This is a genomic window from Streptomyces sp. NBC_01210 (genome assembly GCF_036010325.1).
Taxonomy (GTDB): Bacteria; Actinomycetota; Actinomycetes; order Streptomycetales; family Streptomycetaceae; genus Streptomyces.
Map to the genome: position 1 here is coordinate 773,310 of NZ_CP108549.1, position 19,506 is coordinate 792,815.

At 68.6% G+C, this 19,506-nt stretch carries 19 protein-coding genes; 9 read left to right on the forward strand and 10 right to left on the reverse strand.

Features of this window, described 5'->3' with window-relative positions; translation table 11 throughout:
* Window positions 1-47 precede the first annotated feature (47 nt).
* The 4 genes from ligD to OG735_RS03465 form a co-directional block, all read right to left on the reverse strand.
* The gene (ligD, locus tag OG735_RS03450; protein ID WP_327321633.1) at window positions 48-947 is read right to left on the reverse strand and encodes a non-homologous end-joining DNA ligase; all 900 of its coding nucleotides are present in this window, start codon (window positions 945-947) and stop codon (window positions 48-50) included.
* Window position 948: 1 nt separating this feature from the next.
* A complete protein-coding gene (locus OG735_RS03455) occupies window positions 949-2,274 on the reverse strand; it encodes an NAD(P)/FAD-dependent oxidoreductase (RefSeq protein WP_327321634.1) in 1,326 nt (441 codons plus the stop codon).
* Window positions 2,275-2,395: 121 nt separating this feature from the next.
* Entirely contained in the window at window positions 2,396-2,620 is a 225-nt protein-coding gene (locus OG735_RS03460; protein WP_327321635.1) for a DUF6458 family protein, read from the reverse strand.
* A 111-nt stretch (window positions 2,621-2,731) separates the two neighbouring features.
* Window positions 2,732-3,250, reverse strand: coding sequence for an ATP-binding protein (locus OG735_RS03465; RefSeq protein WP_327321636.1), 519 nt, complete (start codon window positions 3,248-3,250; stop codon window positions 2,732-2,734).
* Window positions 3,251-3,633: 383 nt separating this feature from the next.
* Here OG735_RS03465 and OG735_RS03470 point away from each other — a divergent pair, with 383 nt between their 5' ends.
* Window positions 3,634-4,011 (forward strand): ANTAR domain-containing protein, encoded by a 378-nt coding sequence (locus OG735_RS03470; RefSeq protein ID WP_327321637.1) that lies wholly within the window; start codon window positions 3,634-3,636, stop codon window positions 4,009-4,011.
* A gap of 32 nt (window positions 4,012-4,043) precedes the next feature.
* Here the strand turns inward: OG735_RS03470 and OG735_RS03475 are convergent, their stop codons facing one another.
* Window positions 4,044-4,367, reverse strand: coding sequence for a plasmid stabilization protein (locus tag OG735_RS03475; protein WP_327321638.1), 324 nt, complete (start codon window positions 4,365-4,367; stop codon window positions 4,044-4,046).
* A gap of 236 nt (window positions 4,368-4,603) precedes the next feature.
* On the opposite strand from OG735_RS03475, the gene OG735_RS03480 reads away from it, so the two are divergent.
* Window positions 4,604-6,889 carry a SpoIIE family protein phosphatase gene (locus tag OG735_RS03480; protein WP_327328194.1) on the forward strand — a complete coding sequence of 762 codons (2,286 nt, stop codon included), beginning with the start codon at window positions 4,604-4,606 and terminating at the stop codon, window positions 6,887-6,889.
* 36 nt (window positions 6,890-6,925) lie between these two features.
* Here OG735_RS03480 and OG735_RS03485 read toward each other — a convergent pair whose 3' ends face one another.
* Together OG735_RS03485 and OG735_RS03490 are read right to left on the reverse strand one after the other, a co-directional pair.
* Window positions 6,926-9,865 (reverse strand): hybrid sensor histidine kinase/response regulator, encoded by a 2,940-nt coding sequence (locus OG735_RS03485; RefSeq protein WP_327321639.1) that lies wholly within the window; start codon window positions 9,863-9,865, stop codon window positions 6,926-6,928.
* A gap of 188 nt (window positions 9,866-10,053) precedes the next feature.
* Complete coding sequence (locus OG735_RS03490; protein WP_327321640.1) at window positions 10,054-10,452, reverse strand: ATP-binding protein; 399 nt, start codon at window positions 10,450-10,452, stop codon at window positions 10,054-10,056.
* A 152-nt stretch (window positions 10,453-10,604) separates the two neighbouring features.
* Between OG735_RS03490 and OG735_RS03495 the strand changes: the two genes are divergently transcribed.
* Complete coding sequence (locus OG735_RS03495; protein ID WP_327321641.1) at window positions 10,605-11,540, forward strand: SigB/SigF/SigG family RNA polymerase sigma factor; 936 nt, start codon at window positions 10,605-10,607, stop codon at window positions 11,538-11,540.
* Here OG735_RS03495 and OG735_RS03500 read toward each other — a convergent pair.
* The 3 genes from OG735_RS03500 to OG735_RS03510 form a co-directional block, all read right to left on the reverse strand.
* Complete coding sequence (locus OG735_RS03500) at window positions 11,524-12,003, reverse strand: ATP-binding protein (protein WP_327321642.1); 480 nt, start codon at window positions 12,001-12,003, stop codon at window positions 11,524-11,526. The two genes, OG735_RS03495 and OG735_RS03500, sit on opposite strands and share 17 nt — an antisense overlap.
* Window positions 12,004-12,014: 11 nt before the next feature.
* Window positions 12,015-12,410: an STAS domain-containing protein gene (locus OG735_RS03505; RefSeq protein ID WP_327321643.1), complete on the reverse strand. Its 396-nt coding sequence runs from the start codon at window positions 12,408-12,410 to the stop codon at window positions 12,015-12,017.
* A gap of 148 nt (window positions 12,411-12,558) precedes the next feature.
* Window positions 12,559-12,807, reverse strand: coding sequence for a DUF5133 domain-containing protein (locus OG735_RS03510; protein ID WP_327321644.1), 249 nt, complete (start codon window positions 12,805-12,807; stop codon window positions 12,559-12,561).
* A 247-nt stretch (window positions 12,808-13,054) separates the two neighbouring features.
* Between OG735_RS03510 and OG735_RS03515 the strand changes: the two genes are divergently transcribed.
* From OG735_RS03515 to OG735_RS03540, 6 genes are all read left to right on the forward strand, one after another.
* A complete protein-coding gene (locus tag OG735_RS03515) occupies window positions 13,055-13,225 on the forward strand; it encodes a hypothetical protein (RefSeq protein WP_327321645.1) in 171 nt (56 codons plus the stop codon).
* Window positions 13,226-13,280: 55 nt separating this feature from the next.
* Window positions 13,281-13,697 (forward strand): VOC family protein, encoded by a 417-nt coding sequence (locus OG735_RS03520; RefSeq protein ID WP_327321646.1) that lies wholly within the window; start codon window positions 13,281-13,283, stop codon window positions 13,695-13,697.
* A 349-nt stretch (window positions 13,698-14,046) separates the two neighbouring features.
* Entirely contained in the window at window positions 14,047-16,101 is a 2,055-nt protein-coding gene (locus OG735_RS03525) for a phosphocholine-specific phospholipase C (RefSeq protein ID WP_327321647.1), read from the forward strand.
* 147 nt (window positions 16,102-16,248) lie between these two features.
* Window positions 16,249-17,550 carry an LCP family protein gene (locus tag OG735_RS03530; RefSeq protein WP_327321648.1) on the forward strand — a complete coding sequence of 434 codons (1,302 nt, stop codon included), beginning with the start codon at window positions 16,249-16,251 and terminating at the stop codon, window positions 17,548-17,550.
* Window positions 17,551-17,843: 293 nt separating this feature from the next.
* A complete protein-coding gene (locus tag OG735_RS03535) occupies window positions 17,844-18,575 on the forward strand; it encodes a hypothetical protein (protein WP_327321649.1) in 732 nt (243 codons plus the stop codon).
* Window positions 18,576-18,619: 44 nt separating this feature from the next.
* Window positions 18,620-19,441, forward strand: a complete 822-nt coding sequence (locus OG735_RS03540) for a neocarzinostatin apoprotein domain-containing protein (protein WP_327321650.1) — start codon at window positions 18,620-18,622, stop codon at window positions 19,439-19,441.
* Window positions 19,442-19,506 lie beyond the last annotated feature (65 nt).

Consider the following 19,506-nt stretch of genomic DNA (forward strand, 5'->3'; position numbering starts at 1 on the left):
CCCCCGTTATGCACGGTGAATCGCCTCGGTGAATCGCCTCGGCACCGTCAGCGCAGGGCGGCGAGACGTCGGCGGGCGGGGCCGATCGCTCGACCGCCACCGATCACGCCGGCCCATGGCTTGGTACGCGCCTGGTCGAGCGCATCGGTCACCGTCCAACGGCGAGCGGTGAGTTCGGGGTCCTTCAGCTGATCCCAGCTGACGGGGGTGGCCACCGGCGCGCCCGGCTTCGGCCGCACGGAGAACGGCGCCACGGCCGTCTGCCCATATCCGTTGCGCTGGACGTCCAGATAGAGGCGACCGCCTCTCGCCTGTTTGCGTACCTCGGTGGTCAGCCGGTCCGGGTCGCGATCGGCGAGCGTCTGCGCGACCTCCCTGGCGAATTCACGCGCCTCGTCGAAGCCCGCCCCGCGTGCCAGCTGCACGATGACGTGCAGGCCCTTGGAGCCGGTGGTCAGCAGGACGGACGGCAGCTGGAGTTGGTCGAGCAGCTCACCGAGCTGCTCCGCCGCCCGGCGTACGGGTTCGAAGTCGTCCTCCGCCGGATCGAGGTCGAAGACCAGCCGGTCGGGCTGCTCCGGCCGGTTCGCGCGCGACAGCCAACGGTGGAAGGTGATGCACGCCTGGTCGACCAGATGAATCAGGGTCGCGGTGTTGTCGCACACCGTGTGGGTCACAGTGCCGTTCGCCTTGGCCACCTCGACCCTGCGCACCCAGTCCGGACAGTTGTCCGGGGTCTGTTTCTGCATGAAGCCGGGGCCGCCGATGCCGTCCGGATGCCGTTCCAGCATCAACGGCCTGCCGCGCAGATGCGGCAGCATGAACGGCGCGATGCGGCGGTAGTAGTCGACGAGGTCTGCCTTGGTGAGTCCGTCGTCGGGAAACATGACCTTGTCGGGCCGGTGGATCTCAACGGTGCGCCGGCCTGCCCGCACCTTGTATGACATCTCACTGCTCCTTGTGAGGGGCTCCCTCGAGCCGGGGGACTTCCGGCGAGGCGCTGTCCAGAGGAACCTGCGGGGAGCGGACGAGGCCCAGCTGGACGCTCTGGCGCGGCAGCACTGCGTCCAGCAGCCAGTCGGCGGTGACGCGTACCCGGTTTCCCGGCATGGCGGCCAGGTGGTAGCCGCGGGTGACGGCGCCCGCGAGCGGTCCCGACAGCGGGACGCCCAGCGGATTCGCGGCGGCCTGGATCCCGCCGAGGTCCACGGCGAAGCCCAGATCGTGGTGTTCATAGCTGCGCTGCTCGCCGTGGCCGAGAGTGGCGGCGATATTGAGTCCGGCCAGCTTTCCCTGCCGGGAGGCGTGCTGGGCCGTCATCGGCGTGTACTCCCCCGGCCGGGTCGGATCGGGTACTGCCGCCGCGTCGCCGCAGGCGAAGACCTCGGGACAACCGGGTACGTTCAGCCGGGAGTCGACGACGAGACGGCCGTGCTCGAGAGGCAGTCCGACCTCGGAAACCAGCGGGTCGGGACGCACGCCCACGCACCAGACCAGCGTCCTCGTGTCGATGAACTCCCCGTCGTCCAGCAGGACTCCTGCCTGGGTGGCCTCCTTGACGGAGGTCCCGGTGCGCACGTCGACGCCGCGACGGCGCAGTACCCGGTCGGCCGTCGAGGACAGCCTGCGGTCCAGCCCGGGCAGCACCCGGTCCGCGACGTCCAGCAGCAGCCAGCGCGCCCGGCCGTGGTGTTTCCCGGTGCGCTGCTTACGTGTCAGTGCGTCCGTGAACAGTTTTCCCTGGGCGGCGACTTCGGTGCCGGTGTAGCCGGCGCCGACGACCACGAAGGTGCGGCGGGAGGTGCTCTCCCCGGCGGTCGCGGCACCGGCGGCCATCTCGATCTGTCGGGTGATGTGGTCGCGCAGGTACAGCGCCTCCGGCAGACCGCGGAAGCCGTGCGCGTGGTCGACGATCCCGGGCACGGGAAGCAGCTTGTTGACGCTGCCCACGGCGAGTACGAGGCGGTCGTACGCAAGCGCTCCGGAACCGCCTTCGGGATCGGTGTAGTGAACCCGCCGGTCCGCCAGGTCGATACCGGTGGCCTCCCCGAGCACCAGACGTACCCGCGGCAGGGCATTGGGGACCGAGACTGTCACCCGGCGGGGTTCCAGGATCCCCGCTGCGACCTGTGGCAGCAGCGGCAGATAGAGGAAGTAGTCGGTGGGGTTGAGCAGGACGATCTCGGCCCGGTCCCGGACGGTCCGGGACAGCGCGCGAGCGGCCTGGAACCCGGCGAAACCGGCTCCGACGACAACGACACGGGAACGACTCACAATCAACTCCGGTGCGGGAGAGGGTGTGGTGCGGGAGAGGGCGAGGATGTGGTGCTGGAGGGGTGCGGTGCGGCAACCGGCCCGGCGGGTGCCCCCGGGGCACCGCGCCAAACCGGCACCGTCACTCGTAGCGGCGACCTCGCTCCTCATCGACCACCGGGGTTGCCGGCGGCACGACGACGCGACGACGTTTGGCGATGCTGGTGAACGTGACGACGCCGATGATCCCGACGACCATCAGAATCAGGCCGACCACGTCGAGGTTGGCGCCCTGCACCTTCCAGTCGGTGGCGAACGTGAGAATCGCCCCTGCGGCAATGAGGATGATGCACCCACCGAGACCCATGTGACTCACCTTCCGGTTCGAAGTGCTGGTCGCGGCCGAGTACCCGCGCCGGGACCAGCCATGCGTCGACGAGCCTCATGCATCGCGGCATCGGTCCTTCAGACCTGCGCTTCAGACGCGCGCGGCCACAGCAGGTTCGCTGCCGGCCGGGACACCGCCCCTCGCAACCGGCGAGCTCGAAGACAGCGGCCTGAACTCGCGCAACAGCGGCATCGGTGCAGACGGCTTCGCAGCCACGCGTTGCGCCGCCTTCGCACGCCTGCTGAACCAGATGACCTTGCCCGTGGCGGTGCCGCATGTCCCCCAGCTGTCGCTGAGGACGGCAACCGTGGCCAGTCCGCCCTTCGACGGGGAGGAACTGTGGATCCGGGGCATCCGGCGGTCCTTGTCGGCCACGGACGCGATCACGTGCCTCCCGGTCCAACGCAGCTCCACGACACACGTCTTGTCGCCCGGCACGTGCTCCACGACGTTGCCGACGAGCTCGTCGACGGCACGACAGACGGGCACGATATGGGGCTCGAGGCTCCAGTACCGAAGGTGCGCTGCGAGAATGCGCCGGATCTGCGGGATCCGCTCGGGTGATGCCGACACTTCGATGCTGTAGCGGCAGGCGACCGGAACGTTCATGACCGTGGCTCCTCACCGCGACGGCTTCACCCATTCGCATGCGGAACCCCGAGTACGAAGAGTGAGCCTTTGTCGCTTCTGGGTCACTATCAGACTGCACCCGGAATACCGCAAACCGCAACGCGCGGGGACAATCGGCCACCACGGCACAGGTCGGCGCCGGCAGCTGATGAGCCCAACCGGACCGGCGCCTCCGTTCCCTCGTACGCAGGGAACGTCCAGATCCAGTACCGCGATCACGGCGCTCAAAACGCCGCACGGAGGAGTTTCAGCTTCGGCCAGGAACCCTGCGGGCACGTGTCCTGCCCGGCACTCGGGGCAACAACGTGAGGGAGGCGCAGGGCGTGCCAACCGGCCCGTAGAGCCGGAAGGGGAGCAGGAGCATGACGCGGATGGACAACACCGGATCGGCCCTCGGGAGAACTTCCGCCGCGGCGTGGGCGGCCTCGGACGAGACGCAGTACCGCGTCGTCAGCGCGGAGCTCGAAGCGCAGGCGCTGCGGGAGGAAGTGGCCGGGCTGCGCCACGCGCTCAGCACGCACCCGGTGATCGACATGGCGCGCGGGGTCATCATGGCGACCGCCTCATGCACGCCGGACCAGGCTTGGCAAGTGCTGGTGAACGTCTCCCAGCACACGAACATCAAGCTCCGCGAGATCGCGCAGCACATCGTGGACAGCATCGAAGGTCCGCCGCCCGCCAAGCCGGTCCGGGCCGCACTGAGCTCCGCGCTCTCGGACCTGCCCCACCGCGGTCGGTGAGGTCGGGGCGTGCGCCGCAGCCCCGAGGCCCTTCAGCTCCCGAGTGAGCGCTTCAGTTCCGCCTTGTTCATCGAGGACCTGCCATGGATATTGCGGCGCTGCGCCTCGGCGTACAGCTGGTCGTAGGTCGGCCCTTCGGATCCACTGTGGGAGCGCTTGCCGCCACGCCGGGACGAAGACATGTCCTGCGTGGAACTCTTGCTCGCCGTCCTGGACTCGCCCGAGCGGGCACGTTCCTTGTTGACCGTCCTGGCAGCGATCTCCTCCGCGCGCTTCTTGCTCTCGCCGCGCTCCTCAGCGCTCTCCTTGATGTGTTCGTACTGCCGTTCCCGCTTGGGACTTGAACCGCGAGGCATGACAACTCCTGTCTGAGACTGTTGCCCGCAACTGTCCGGACGTTTTCCCCACTACCCTGTGCCGCGCCGCATACCACCGCAATCCGGGTACCGACCGGCGCGACCTTCGGCGCAGCGGGAAGCAGCAGGAAGGCCGGGCCCGGACATCTGCCGTGCAAGGAATGCCCGCGTAGAATCCAGATCGGGCGCGATCACACACTTCGCGTTGTCTGCTCGGAATGGGAGTAGTCGTGACCATGCCTGCGCAGGAGCCTCCGGCTTCAGGCGGCGGGCACGAAGAGCTGTCCGCAGCGGTCGCCAGCCTGACCGCCGAGAACGCCACTCTCCGCGAGCGACTCACGCGACGGCACCTGACCGACCTGGCCACCGGGATCCTGGTGACCCAGCTGGAGGCGTCGCCCGCCGAGGCCGCCGAACACCTCGTACTGCTCGCCGAGGCAACCGGCCTGAGCGCCGAAGATCTCGCCGCGGACATCGTGAACAGCGCGGCGGGAACCATCGCCGTCACCTCACCCACTTCGCCCGTCGGTGACGAGGGCGCCGTTGCCGAGGCCCGCCGGATACGCCGTGTCGCCACCGCCGCAGAGGCGAATGACACCGTCAGCGAGGCCGCGGCCACCCTGCTGCAGGGCGGCATGAGCCCGCTCGGGGTGGAGAGCCTCTGGCTGTGGCGGCTCACAGAATCCGACTGTCTCCGCCTCGCCGGACACGCCGGGGTGAGCGCCGGGGAAGCAACACGGTGGCAGTGGATCCCGCCGGCGGCCCCGGCGCCGTTCCAGCAGGTGGTCACCGAAGGTTCCCCGGTCTGGCTGGCCTCCGGGCCTCCGCCGGATGTGGCGCTCCCGGGCCCCGGCCCCGAAGCTGCCCGCGCCCTCCTCCCACTGCGGCTGAGAGGCTCGACCGTGGGGCTGGCTCTCGCCGTCTGGCCGGGCCGCGCGGATCTTGACGAAAGCGTCCGGCGAGCGCTCACCGATGTGATCGAAGTGGCGGCGAGGGTCCTCAATGCCACGGACACCGAACCGTCCCAGTCGCCGCTCCTCGACGACCTGGTCGACGCGCTGGCCCATCCCGCGATGACCTTGCGCCGCGATCCGGCCACCTCGAGTCTGTCGGTGGAACACCTCAACGGGCCGGCGTCCGAAGCTCTCGGCGGGACACACCAGACGGGGCAGCCCCTCGAAGTCGCGCTCCCCCGACACCATTCCGATCTCGCGCTGCTCTCCCGGCGCGCGCACTCCGGCACCTCCCTTCAGCGCGCGGCCAGGCTGCCACCGGAGCACGGCGCGGGCTCCCCCGCGCCTCTTCTCGACGTACGGGTCCTGCCGGTCGGCGCCGAACGCACCGTCGTGCTGTGGCACACCAGCAGCGACCGGCGGTTGTCCGCCACCCGCGCGGTGGGCCAGCTGCAGGGCGTCGCGCCGTTCGAGGACGATCTCACCAGGGGCACGTCGAAGTGGAGTGAACAGGCGTACGGAATTCTCGGCATCGACCGGGAGTCGGAACCGATCCCTCTCACAGCCCTGCGGCTCCGCGTGCACCCGGAGGATCGCGACGATCTGACCGAACTCCTGATGACGCTGACCGAGCGGCGGAAGGGCGCGGTCGCGGTCGTCCGCGTCATCCGTGACGACGGCGGAATGCGACATGTACGCATCGCCGCAGAGCCCCTCATGGAGGAGGGCGCCCTCACCGGAATCACCGGCATCACCGGCGTCTACCAGGACGTCTCCACGGGATTCCACACGGAGGTCGCCCTCACCGCCACGTTCGACCAGCTCACCGCCGTCCAGGCGCAGGCAACCCTCCGGCACCGGCTGGTTCTCCAGCTTCAGCAGGCGATCGTCCCCGAGATGCCCGCCCTTCAGCGACTGCCCGGACTGCAGGCCACGGCCCGCTACCGGCCCGCGGCCCAGGAGTACCGCGTGGGCGGTGACTGGTACGACGTCATCCCGCTGCCCAGCGGCAAGGTGCTGGTGGCGGTCGGCGACATAGCGGGGCACGGTATCGACGCCGCCACCGGAATGGTCGCCCTGCGGAACGCGCTGCGGGGACTGGCCTTCACGGGGCGCACCCCTGGACGGCTCATGGAATGGCTGAACGACGTCACAGTGAACACGCAGGGCCACCCGACCGCCACCGCGGTCTGTGCACTCTACGACCCGGCCGACCGGACCCTGTGCTGGGCGAGCGCCGGGCATCTGCCGCTCCTGCTGATACGTGACGGCAGAGCGCGGCTGCTCGATCCGCCACGGGACATCCTGCTGGGGGCCGTGCCGTCCTTCGTCTACCAGGAGAGAACCACCCAACTACTCCCTGGCGACACACTGCTGCTGTACACCGACGGACTCATCGAGCGCCGCCATGACGGACTGGACGAGGGCCTGACCACACTCCTGCGGGCGGCGGAGAAACTGAGCTCCCTTGAGGTCGAGGAACAGGCCGACCGGCTGCTGAGCGGCGCCACGGGTGACACGGACGACGACACAAGTCTTATCGCGGTCCGCGTCTGCCCAGAACGCTGACGAGTCGGTGCCGGGCAGCGCGCCACTCGTCCCCGTTCAGCCGTCGGGCGCCAGCCACATACGGATTCTCGCCATCAGATCGTCCGCGTCCACCGGTTTGGCCACATAGTCATTGGCTCCGGCGGCCAGAGCCTTGGCACGGTCCCCCGGCATGGCCTTGGCGGTGACCGCGATGATCGGCACATCGGCGAAGCGGGGCATTTCCCTGATCGCCGCCATGGTGGCGGTGCCGTCCATACCGGCCATCATCACGTCCATCACGACGAGATCCACCTCGTCGTGCGCCATGAGCAGATCGATCCCCGCTCTGCCGTTGTCCGCCTGAAGCACCAGCATCCCCTCGCGTTCCAGGACCTGAGTCAGCGCGAAGATGTTCCGGGTGTCGTCGTCCACCACCAACACCGTGTGCCCGGTGGCTGGTTCGCCCCCGCGAGGCACGACTTCCGCGTACTCCTCAGTGCCGTCGTGCGACTGCTGCTGGAGCGCCGGGGCCCGCACGGGCAGGTAGAGCGTGAAGGAGCTGCCCCGGCCCACAGCGCTCTCCGCGACGATGGCACCGCCGAGGAGCTGAGCCACCTCCCGGCTGATGGACAGCCCGAGTCCGGTGCCACCGTAGCGGCGGGATGTGGTCCCGTCGCCCTGCTGAAAAGCTCCGAACACGCTCTGCAGACGGTCGGCCGGGATGCCGATTCCGGTGTCGGAGACACGGAAGGCGACAATCGGACCGCGGTCGTGCAGGGCAGGAGGCAGCTCGTCGCCGGCGGCGTGGTGGACGCGGAGTTCGACGCGGCCCTGCTCGGTGAACTTCAGCGCGTTGGAGACGAGATTGCGCAGCACCTGCCGGAGCCGGGACTCGTCGGTGATGAGTTCGTCGGGGAGCCCCGGCGTGGCGATCACACGGAACTCCAGCTCGCGTTCGCTCGCCACCGGGCGGAAAGTCGCCTCGACGTACTCCAGGAGCTGGTGCAGCGCGAACGGCTCGGCGTGGATGTCCATCTTTCCGGCTTCGACCTTCGACAGGTCCAGGATGTCGTTGATCAGCTGGAGCAGGTCGGACCCCGCGGAGTGGATCACCTCGGCATAGTCGACCTGTTTCTGCGTCAGGTTGCCCTCGATGTTCTGGGCGAGCAACTGGGCAAGGATCAGCAGGCTGTTCAGCGGCGTACGCAGTTCGTGGCTCATATTGGCCAGGAACTCGGACTTGTACATCGAGGTACGGGAGAGCTGCTGGGCGCGGGCCTCCAGCTCCTGGCGGGCCTGCTCGATCTCCAGGTTCTTGCGCTCGATGTCCCGGTTGCGGTCCGCCAGCAGCGCCGCCTTCTCCTGGAGTTCGGCGTTGGAACGCTGCAGCTCCTCCTGACGTGCCTGCAACTCCCGGGAACGGGTGCTGAGTTCCGCCGTCAGCCGCTGCGACTGGTCCAGGAGTTCGTCCGTACGCACATTGGCGATCAGCGAGCTGACGTTCACGCCGACCGTCTCGATGAACTGGTCGAGGAAGTCCCGGTGGATGGCGGTCAGCGGGCGCAGGGCCGCCAGTTCGATGACGCCGAGCGCCTGCTCCTCCACGACGATCGGCAGCACGATCAAGTTGCTGGGATCCATGCGGCCGGTGCCGGACACGATGGTCGCGTAGCCGGGCGGCAAGTCGTCCACGGTGATGGTGTGGCGGCTCTGCGCGGCCTGGCCGACCAGCGACTGTCCCAGCCGGAAACGGCGCGGTTCTGCGGCCGGGTCGTCGGGCGCGCCGTAGGCGGCGATCATGACCAGCTCTGTTCCACGGCCCTCGTCCCCGGCCAGGAAGAAGCCACCGTACTGGGCGGAGACGAGCGGGGGCACCTCTGTCATGATCAGCTCGGCGACCGCGGAGAGGCTTCGGGTGCCCTGCATGAGGCTCGATATACGGGCCAGATGGGTCTTGAGCCAGTCCTGTTCCTCATTGGCCCGGACCGTCGCGCGCAGCGACTCCACCATCGCGTTGATGTTGTCCTTGAGATCTCCGACCTCGCCGGGAGCCTCCACCGTGATGGACCGGGTGAGATCGCCTTCCGCGACCGCGCTGGTCACTTTGGCGATGGCACGCACCTGGCGGGTCAGATTGCCGGCCAGTTCGTTGACGTTCTCGGTGAGCCGCTTCCAGGTGCCGGAAACACCCTCCACCTCGGCCTGGCCGCCCAGCCGCCCCTCGCTGCCGACCTCGCGGGCCACCCGCGTGACTTCGGCGGCGAAGGAGGACAGCTGGTCGACCATGGTGTTGATCGTGGTCTTGAGTTCCAGGATCTCCCCGCGCGCGTCGACATCGATCTTGCGCGTCAGATCGCCACCGGCGACGGCCGTGGTGACCTGGGCGATGTTGCGGACCTGGTTGGTGAGATTGGTCGCCATGGAGTTGACGTTGTCGGTCAGATCCTTCCAGGTGCCCGACACTCCTCGGACGGTGGCCTGACCGCCGAGCTTTCCGTCCGTTCCCACCTCGCGGGCGACCCGGCTGACCTCCTCGGCGAACGAGGACAGCCGGTCCACCATCGTGTTGATGGTCTCCTTGAGCTCCAGGATCTCCCCGCGCGCGTCCACCCTGATCTTCTGGGTGAGGTCGCCGCGGGCCACGGCCGTAGCGACCTGGGCGATGGACCGGACCTGGGACGTCAGGTTGTCCGCCATGGTGTTGACGCCGGTGGTGAGCTCCTGCCACACGCCGCTCACTCGCGGTTCCTGCGCGTGACCGCCGAGCAGGCCCTGTCCGCCGACCTCCCGGGCGACCCGGGTGACCTCGGAGGTGACCACCGACAGCTGGTCCACCATGCCGTTGTAGATGGTCGCGATCTCGCCGAGCAGCCCTTCGGCGTCGGGAAGCCGGGCCGAGAGGTCGCCGTCCCGTACGGCCGTCAGCCCGGCCAACAGTTTCCTGAGCCCTTCCTCGCTCAGCTCTGCGGGCAGCCGGGCCTGATGGGGATCAGGCGTGTGGGCAGGCACATCCATCGCTGACCTCGCGCTGTCGTGACTCGCGACGCCGTGCTGCGAGAACCCGCAGCGTGGCGGCCTCAACGGCTCTTCCCACTGTGGCATGCGGTATCGGTCCGGACACCCGGGGCGGTACGCAGGCATCACCCGTCACACAGGCATCGCCCGCTCCTCGGGGACGGCCCCCCTCGCCCCGGACGGCCCGGCTATTCGGGGACGGCCACCACGAACCAGACCGCCTTGCCCGTTCCGCGCGGCACCCATCCCCAGCCGGCGGACAGCCGCTCGAGCAGATAGAGGCCGTGCCCCGAGGACCGTGCCGCGCGATGCGGGCCATGAGGCCGCGGCCGTACCGGACTGGTGTCGCTGACCTGGACCCACAGACGCCCGGGGGACCGGTCGAGCCTCAGCTCGCACGGAGTCCCACCATGCAGGCACGAATTGGTGACGACCTCGGATACGAGCAGCAGCACGTCGCCTCTTACGACGTTCCCGGCCGGGCCGGAGAGGCTGAACCACTCGTCGAGCACCCGCCGCGTCAGGTCTCGGCACTGGCCCACCACCCCCGGGCCGCCCTTCAGAGAAAAACGGCGGCTGTAGGTCACTCTCCGCTCTTTCTGTGCCCACTCCATATCATGCCGGTGCCCCGTAAACCGACATCAAAGCATCAGAAGTGGGCATCTTTAAGGACAGGAAGCTCGTACGACGGTCACGCTGTGCCCGACAGCGCCGACCTCCGCCCCGTCGAAGGAGCCTCATGTCCAGCGGGATTCATACCGCCTCCAGCGGGATTCGTACTGCCCAGATCGCCGCGGCTGTCGCGCCGCCGCCACCGGGGCACGAGGTGCGCCGTACCGCGCTGGACGGCCTGCCGGAGATCACCGATCCCTTGTCGGTCAGCCCTGTGGACGCACGGACTTTGTCAACGTCGTTGTTCAAGCGTCTGGGCGCGCTCGACGAGGGCACTCCGGGGTACTCATACGTCCGCAACACGCTGGTCGAACTCAATCTGAGTCTGGTGAAATTCGCCGCGCAGCGGTTCCGCAACCGCGCCGAGCCCATGGAGGACATCGTCCAGGTCGGGACGATCGGTCTCATCAAGGCGATCAACCGATTCGACGTGTACCGGGGAGTGGAATTCGCCAGCTTCGCTCTTCCGACCATTGTCGGCGAGATCAAGCGGTCCTTCCGGGACACCAGCTGGGCCGTCCAGGTACCGCGCAGGCTCCAGGAGCTGCGGATCGACCTGGCCAAGGCCCGGGACGCCATGGAGCAGCACCTGGGACGCCTGCCGACCGCGCCCGAGCTGGCCGAACACCTCGGCATCACCGAGGCCGAGGTGGTTGAGGGCGAACAGGCGGCCAATGGGTACGTGGCGCGATCCCTGGACTGGCCGCTCGACGACGACGAGGGTTCGCTCAACGCGGTCACCCGCACTCTTGGCGAGGAAGACCCGGCGTTCGACATCGTGGAATCCGTGGAATCCCTCAAGCCGCTGATCGCCGGCCTCGGGGACAGGGACCGTCTCATACTGTCGCTGCGCTTCGGCGGGGAACTCACGCAGTCCGAGATCGCGGCCCGTCTGGGCCTCTCCCAGATGCATGTCTCGCGGCTGCTGGCGCGCATATGCTCGACGCTTCGTACCGCGCTGCTGGACGATGCGCAGCCCAGAGCCGCTACCGGTTCCGGGTAGGACGAGCCCGCTCGGCGCCTGAGGGAGAGCCGACCTCGAGCCAGACGACCTTGCCGTCGCCCCGCGGGGCCCAGCCCCAGCTCCGCGCGAGCCGCTCCAGCACGATCAGACCGTGGCCGCCGGGCTGCGACGCGTCTTGGGGCGGCCGGCGCCTCGGAGACTCCGGGCTGGCGTCGGCGACCTCGATCCGTAGCCGTTCGCCGTCGTGGATCAACACCAGTTCCGTCGGCCCGCCGGCATGCAGACAGGCGTTGGTGACCACCTCGGAGACGAGGAGCAGCACGTCCTCGACGAGTTCCGCCTCGCCCACCTCCGGCTCCACCTCCGCCGCCGCCCCGGCGGGGATCCATCCCCAGTCCTCCAGCGCCTCCCTGGTGAAGTCACGGCAGCGGCTCACCACCCCCTTGGTCCCGAACAGCGCCAGACGGCGGGTCTGCCCCTGTCCGCGGAGGCTCACGCCCATCGACTCCTCCGCTACTTCGGCCGCTGGTCCGCCAGCGCCTCGTCGAGACTGGCGTACACCCGGAACACCGCGCGCGCACCCGTGATGTCGAACATGCGTGCCACCGGCGGGCGCAGCGCGGCGAGCTCCAGGCGGCCACCCGCTTCGCTCGCGGCGAGCCGCGCACGCAGCAGCACGTTCAGGCCGGTGGAGTCGCAGAACCGCAGTTCGGCGCAGTCGACCACAATCCGCTCGCCGGCCTCCACGGCTTCAGCGAGTCCCTCACGCAACGGATCGGCAGTGTCGTGATCGAGTTCGCCGGCGAGTAGGAGTACGACGGCGTCGGCCTCCGCTCTCACTTCGACACTGAGGCGCCCTCTGCCGGCGACACCCTCCCGCTGTGGCTGCCCGGCGGCTCCCGACACCATGGGGGGGTCCTCCCGCCTCCTTGACGTACATCCGGTCAGTTCGACTATTGCCCGACTGGGCCGACGCGGCCAGCCCGGCGAGGGGCGAGGCGTGTTGTGGAAGTAGCGCAGGCTGCCCGCAGGGCGGGCGGGACTTCCCAAACCCGCCCTAGAACCGCCGGGGCGTGATGTGTCGCTCCCCGGGCCGCTGATCCGGCCGTGCCTGCGCGATGTAGCGTTCCGCCGCGATGACGGCCTCGGCCGCCGTGCGCCTGCCCATCAGCACGCACAGGGTGTACACGGTGTCTTCGAAGCGGCTACGGGCACGGGGGTCGTGCGGGGCGACAAGAACGCGTCGTTCCTGCGCCCGATAACGGGCCATAAGGCCGGCGATCACACCTGCATCCGGCATCAACATCAGTGCCCTCCTTGACTGAAAGCACCAGCGGGAGTCGGGCCGCAAGGGCGGATGATCAGAGCGGGCTCCCGCTCGAAAGAGCGTCACCCGGCCGTTCATTCTCGCCCGGAGCATTCACACCCGCCATTCGTGTGATTACTTTCAGCAATCAAGGGACTGCTACACCATTCACTCGGCATGATCGGCGCCCTTGCGGGCAGGAGCGCCTCGTCTGTTCACCGCCCGACACGGAAAGAGATCCCGACGCGTGTCCTCCCACTCCTCTACCCCGGGTTCGCCGATCTACGACCAGATGGTTCGCGAGCGCGGCGACGTTCTCGCCGAAGCCCGAACCATCGCCGCACTGGCCCATCAGTACGCGGACCAAGCACTGGGACGGAGTGTCCCGGTCCAGCAGGACCCCGTCGAGCGGCGCTGAACGCCCCGGTAATCAACGCTGTGTGCTCTTGAAGGCGACGGGTACCCGGCACCGTATGACGGTCGAAAAAACGAGTGTCCTCGTCCTGGACTGTGCCGAGCCCACAGAGCTGGCGGCGTTCTACGCCGGCCTTTTGCACGCAGAGCTGCGGATCGGGCGCGACCCCGACTTCGTGGAAGTCATCGGCCATAACGGCGTACATCTGGCGATTCGCAGGGATCACGGTTACGCGCCACCCAGCTGGCCGCGGCCCGAGGACTCCCAGCAGGCGCATCTGCGCATCCTGGTGGACCTCGGCGACATGGACGAAGCCGAACGCGAGGCAATCAGCCTCGGCGCCCGGCCGGTGGACACCAAGGACAACGGCGGCCCGCGTGACGTACGTGTCTATGCCGACCCGGCCGGGCACTCCTTCTCGCTGGCCGTGTCTCCACGGGGCCGGAACGCCGGCTCTCGGCTGCCACGTCAGTGAGCGCACTGAACATCCGCGCCCAACAGGGTTTCGCGGCGGACCACAGCCCGAGGGTGTGGTCCGTCTGTGTGAAGACGGAGGGTATGCGCAAGTCACCAGCAGCCCAAAGTAGTTGAGGAGTGCCTTCGAGTAGATCCCTCTGCGTACGCCGACCTTCCCGCTCCCGCGCCGCTCCAATCCCCGGCCACGGCGCCTCAGACCTCAGCAGGCCTCAGCGCGGGCCCGGCTGCGCTGTTCGCGGCGCGTACCTCCTGCTTTCACACGGACGACACCGCCCCTTCCCTTCCAGTCGCTCCTCTTGGAAACTCCGCTCACTCCTGTTTCCTCACTCCAAGAGGTGCCCACTCTCATGCCTGAACTCAATCGGCGCCGCTTCCTCCAGATCGCCGGCGCGACCGCCGGCTTCGCGGCCCTGTCGAGCAGCATCGACCGCGCCGCCGCCATCCCCGCCAGCCGCCGCTCCGGCACCATCAAGGACGTCGACCACATCGTCGTGCTGATGCAGGAGAACCGTTCGTTCGACCACTACTTCGGCGCGCTGAAGGGCGTACGCGGATTCGGTGACCCGCGTCCCGTCACGCTGCCCGGCGGCAAGTCGGTCTGGCACCAGTCGGACGGCACCAAGGACGTGCTGCCCTACCACCCGGACGCCAAGGACCTCGGCATGCAGTTCATCGAGGGCCTCAACCACGACTGGCAGGGCGGCCACAAGGCCTGGAACCAGGGCAAGTACGACCAGTGGATTCCCGCCAAATCCGCGGGGACAATGGCGTATCTGACGCGCGAGGACATCCCGTTCCACTACGCGCTCGCGGACAAGTTCACCGTGTGCGACGCCTACCACTGTTCGTTCATCGGAGCCACCGACCCCAACCGCTACTACATGTGGACCGGGCACACCGGAAACGACGGCAAGGGCGGCGGGCCCGTTCTCGGCAACGACGAGGCCGGATACGACTGGACGACGTACCCCGAGCGGCTGGAGCAGGCCGGGATCTCGTGGAAGATCTACCAGGACATCGGCGACGGCCTGGACGCGGGCGGCTCCTGGGGCTGGATCGAGGACGCCTACCGCGGCAACTACGGCGACAACTCCCTGCTGTACTTCAACAAGTACCGCAATGCCAAGCCCGGCGATCCGCTCCACGACAAGGCGCGCACCGGCACCAACGCGAAGAGCGGCGACGGCTACTTCGACATCCTCAAGGCCGATGTGAAGGCCGGGAAGCTCCCCCAGGTCTCCTGGATCGCCGCGCCCGAGGCCTTCAGCGAGCACCCCAACTGGCCCGCCAACTACGGCGCCTGGTACATCTCGCAGGTGCTGGAGGCGCTCACGTCCAACCCGGAGGTGTGGAGCAGGACCGCGCTGTTCATCACGTACGACGAGAACGACGGCTACTTCGACCACATCACCCCGCCCTACCCGCCGGCCTCCGCCGCCCAGGGCCTGTCCACCGTGGACGCCAAACTCGACCAGTTCGGCGGGAACAGCACCTACGCCGCCGGACCCTACGGCCTCGGCCAGCGTGTGCCCATGCTCGTCGTATCGCCCTGGAGCACCGGCGGCTACGTGTGCTCGGAGGTCTTCGACCACACCTCGATCATCCGGTTCATGGAACGCCGATTCGGCGTTGGCGAGCCGAACATCTCGCCGTGGCGGCGCGCCGTCTGCGGCGACCTCGCCTCGGCCTTCGACTTCGGGCTCAAGGACACCAGGCCCGCCTCGCTCCCGGACACCGACGGATACGAGCCTCCGGACCGCGAGCGGCACCCCAGCTACGTGCCGAAGCCGCCTGCCAACCCGGTCCTGCCCAAGCAGGAGCGGGGTTCGAGGCCCGCCCGCCCGCTGCAGTACGCACCGCTGGTGGACGGGGCCGCGACGCCGGCGACGGGGCGCTTCACGCTCACCTTCAGCGGCGGCGCAGCGGCGGGAGCGTGCTTCTCCGTCACGTCGGCGAACCGCACCGACGGACCGTGGACCTACACCGCCGAAGCCGGCAAGAAGATCTCCGACACCTGGAACACGGCCTACTCGAAGGATGTGTACGACCTCTCGGTGTTCGGCCCGAACGGCTTCCTGCGCACTTTCAGGGGCCCGGGCAAAACCGCAGGCCCCGAGGTGACGGCCCGCCATGTCCCGGGAGGCTGCATCGAGCTGACGATGACCAATGCGGGCAGCGTCGACTGCCAGCTGAAGGTCACCCATGCGTACGGCGGAAAGCGTGAGACGTTCACCGTGCGCAAGGGCGGACGCGTGGTGCACACGGTGGACCTGCGTGCGAGTAGCCGCTGGTACGACCTGACCGTGGTGTCCGACAAGGACGGCACATTCCTTCGCCGGTTCGCCGGACACGTCGAGAACGGTCAGCCCGGCGTGAGCGACCCCGCCATCATCACCGTCTGACCTGTCGGCCGGCTACGGCCGCCCGCCGAACCGCGGGCGGCCGTCGTCCGACACCTCGACACGGACTCGCCGTGAAATACACGACTTGGCGCAGAATTCATGATTTCGTCATTGAATTGGCCGATATCCTTGTCGTAGGAGCCCTCTGTGCGTAGTTTCGCTGTCTCGGCAGTTGTGGTCGCCACGCTCGCTTCGGGTGGTTCCATCTGGGCGGCGAACAGCCCCGGCGGGCCCTCCCGGGTCACGCAGCAGGGCAACGGCACCAACATCCTTGTCGTAGGAATCGACCGGCGTACCGGCATTTCCGCCAAGGACCGGAACCGCCTGCACGTCAACGGCCGGGAGTGCAACTGCACAGACGTGATGATGCTCGTGCACCTTGCCGAGAACGGACGGCGGATGAGCGTGGTCTCCATCCCCCGCGACTCCTATGTGGAATTCGCCGAACACGCACACCCCCGCCACTCCGGGAAGATCAATGGCGCCTTTGCGCACGGCGGTGGAGATCTGGCCGTACGGACCGTGGAGCAGGCGACCGGCCTACGGATCGATCACTATCTGGAAACGGGCTTCAAAGGCTTTGCCGACACCGTGGACCGCCTCGGCGGAGCGAAGGTGTGCACGGACCAGCCTCTGACAGACCTCAATTCGGGGCTTCAACTGGCTGCAGGCACGCACCAGCTGAATGGCAAACACACCCTGCGCTACGTACGCGCCCGGCATGTCTCCCCGCCGGGTGATCTGGGCCGGGTCCGCCGCCAGCAGCGCGTACTCATCGAGATGATGTCCCGCCTGAGGGACGGAGGAGCCTTTACCGACCCGGCTGCCGCCGCCCGCACGGCCCGCACGCTGCTGAAGTCCGTACACACCGACGCGGACACCGGCCTCAGTGACCTCATCGGCCTGGGGTGGGTAGTGAGCGGGCTGAACGCACAGCAGACGGAGTTCGCGACCGTGCCCATTTCGGACTTCGACCACCGCGTGCCGCAGTGGGGCTCCACACTTCTGTGGCACAAGGAACGCTCCGCCGCACTGTGGGCGGCCCTGCGTGCCGACCGGTCGATCATCAACGACTCGCGCATCCAGCCCACCAAGGACGTCCCGGTCGAGTTTCCGCCGTCCACCATTCGGCTTCACGTCACCGAGCCCGAGGTCGCCCAGTCGCTTCGTGCGAATGGGTTCGCGGTGGAGGGCACCTCGGGTCTGCCTGGTGCGCCACGGCCGCAGGGCCCGACCGTCATCACCTACGACCCGTACTGGGCCCGCTACGCGCCCACCCTCGCCGCCGCGCTCCCCGGCGCCCGGCTGGATCCCGTCACCGGGCACGGCCAGGTCTTCGACGTCACCGTCGGATCCGAGGCGGCCGCGGTCGTCAAGGTCGTCCATGACCGCAGCAGCGTCGAAGGCGCGCCGACCTCCGGCGACCGACTGCGGTGCGGGACGTCCTGAGGTGCTTGTCCCCCGGTCCGACTGAGGTGCTTGTCCCCCGGTCCGACTGAGCTGCTCGCCCCCCAAGAGCTGGGCCGCCGCCGGGGGTTCCGGTCCGCTCGGTGACCGAATCGCGCCCTGGCCGGTCGGCCTGCCGACCACGGAGGATGCTCGGGCAGTCCTCACGGATTGCCCCGTGGTGATCCATGTGGCCGAGCAGAGGAAGCAGGGGGAAGTTACTCATGAAGCGAAGACCGTTAAGACCCGTGGTATCCCGTGTGATCGCGCTGGTCCTCGCGTGTACGGGCGGTTTCATGGCACCATCCGGCGCCCAGGCCGCCTCCGTCTCCACCTCGTTGTGCAGGACGGACAATGCGGCCCTGGGGCTGGCGAGCAGCCCGGTGGCGGGCAGCCTGGTCCCGGTCTCCCGGGCGGACGGCCGGGTCGACCAGTTCCAGCTGTTCCATGACACCACCGCGACCGGGGGTCTGCCGTTCGTCTGGCATCGGGAGCAGGCCCGCCCCGGGGGCACGTACGGCTCCTGGGAGCGGGTGAGCGCCGCCACCGTCGGTCCGAAGAGCTACTACGTCACCGCGGCCGAGAACGCCGACGGCCGGGTGGAGCTGCTGTTCTCCACCTACGGCCAGTTCTGCCACTCCGTGCAGGACGTCAACGACCTGGAGTGGACCGCGCCGGAGCCCTTCGGTCTGGCCCCCGGCCCGTACATGGGAGGGGTCGTCCTCCTCAAGGCGCGGGACGGCAGCCTCGACGCCTTCGCGTCGACCACGGCGGCCGGCCGCTCGATGGAGGTCCGCACCCAGCGGAGCCCGGGGGACGTCTGGGGACCCGTGCAGTCGATGGGCAAGGTGCCTGAGGCGAATATCGGGCTCAGCCATCCGAGCACGGTCACCGAACTCCCCGACGGCCGACTGCATGTGACGGTCCATGAGTGGAACCGTGACACCCGGTTCTGGCAGGTCACTCAGCTGGCTCCGCGCGGAGCCTGGGGCCCCTGGCAGCTGTGTGTCACTCCGCGGTGCGCGTGATCACTGTTCTCGCAGAGGCTGGGAGGCCGACAGCAATGATGGCAATGACAGCAATAGGACGGACGGCGAAAGCACGCGCGGCGGCCCTGGGCGCAGGCCTGGGCTGCGGCGCGCTGTTGCTCTCGCAGATGGGCGCCCAGCCGGGATGGGCCGAGCCCGCGCCTGTGGGACCCGCGCTGACGGTGGACCGGACGACGGGACTGCTCGACGGCGACATCGTCAACTTCCGCATCACCGGCGGGCCGCCGAAACAGTATGTGTGGGTCAAGGAATGCGGTCCCTCCGCGAGCGTGACCACATGCGACGACGACACCCGACGGCAGTTCCGGGTGCTGCCCGACGGGACGTACGACGTCTCGCCGAAGAAGCTCTACGCCCGGTTGAGCACCGAGTCCGGCGATGTGGACTGCCGCACCGTGGCTCGGACCAACCCGTGCTCACTGGCGCTGACCGACAACGCCGGCGCGCTGCTGACGACGGTGCCACTGAGCTTCCGGCCGCACGGTCCTCTTGAGGCGGCGCCCACCCTGTGGGCCGACCCCAACCGGGACTTGCTCCACGGGCAGGTGGTGCATGTGACCGGTCGAGGTTACGAGCCGCAGTACCACGTCTCCGTGCTGGAGTGTGTCACCGGCTCCACCAGTACCTTCGGCTGCCGCCCCGGCAGCCGGCCGCCGGGCACCACCGACCAGGGCCGTATGGACCGGGAAATCGCGGTGTCGGTCTCGTTCACGAGCATCGACGGTCGTACGGTCGACTGCCGCCCCAGGAACAGCTGTGAGCTGGTCGCCTTCGCCTCGCGGGTCCGGGGGCCCGAGACGGTACGGACCAGGCTGCACTTCGACCCGGCTCAGCCGCTTCCCTAGTGCGGTGCGCACCGTGCGCCGACCGCACGGTGCCGCGGCCCTGCGTCCCGCAGCGGGCAGGCTGC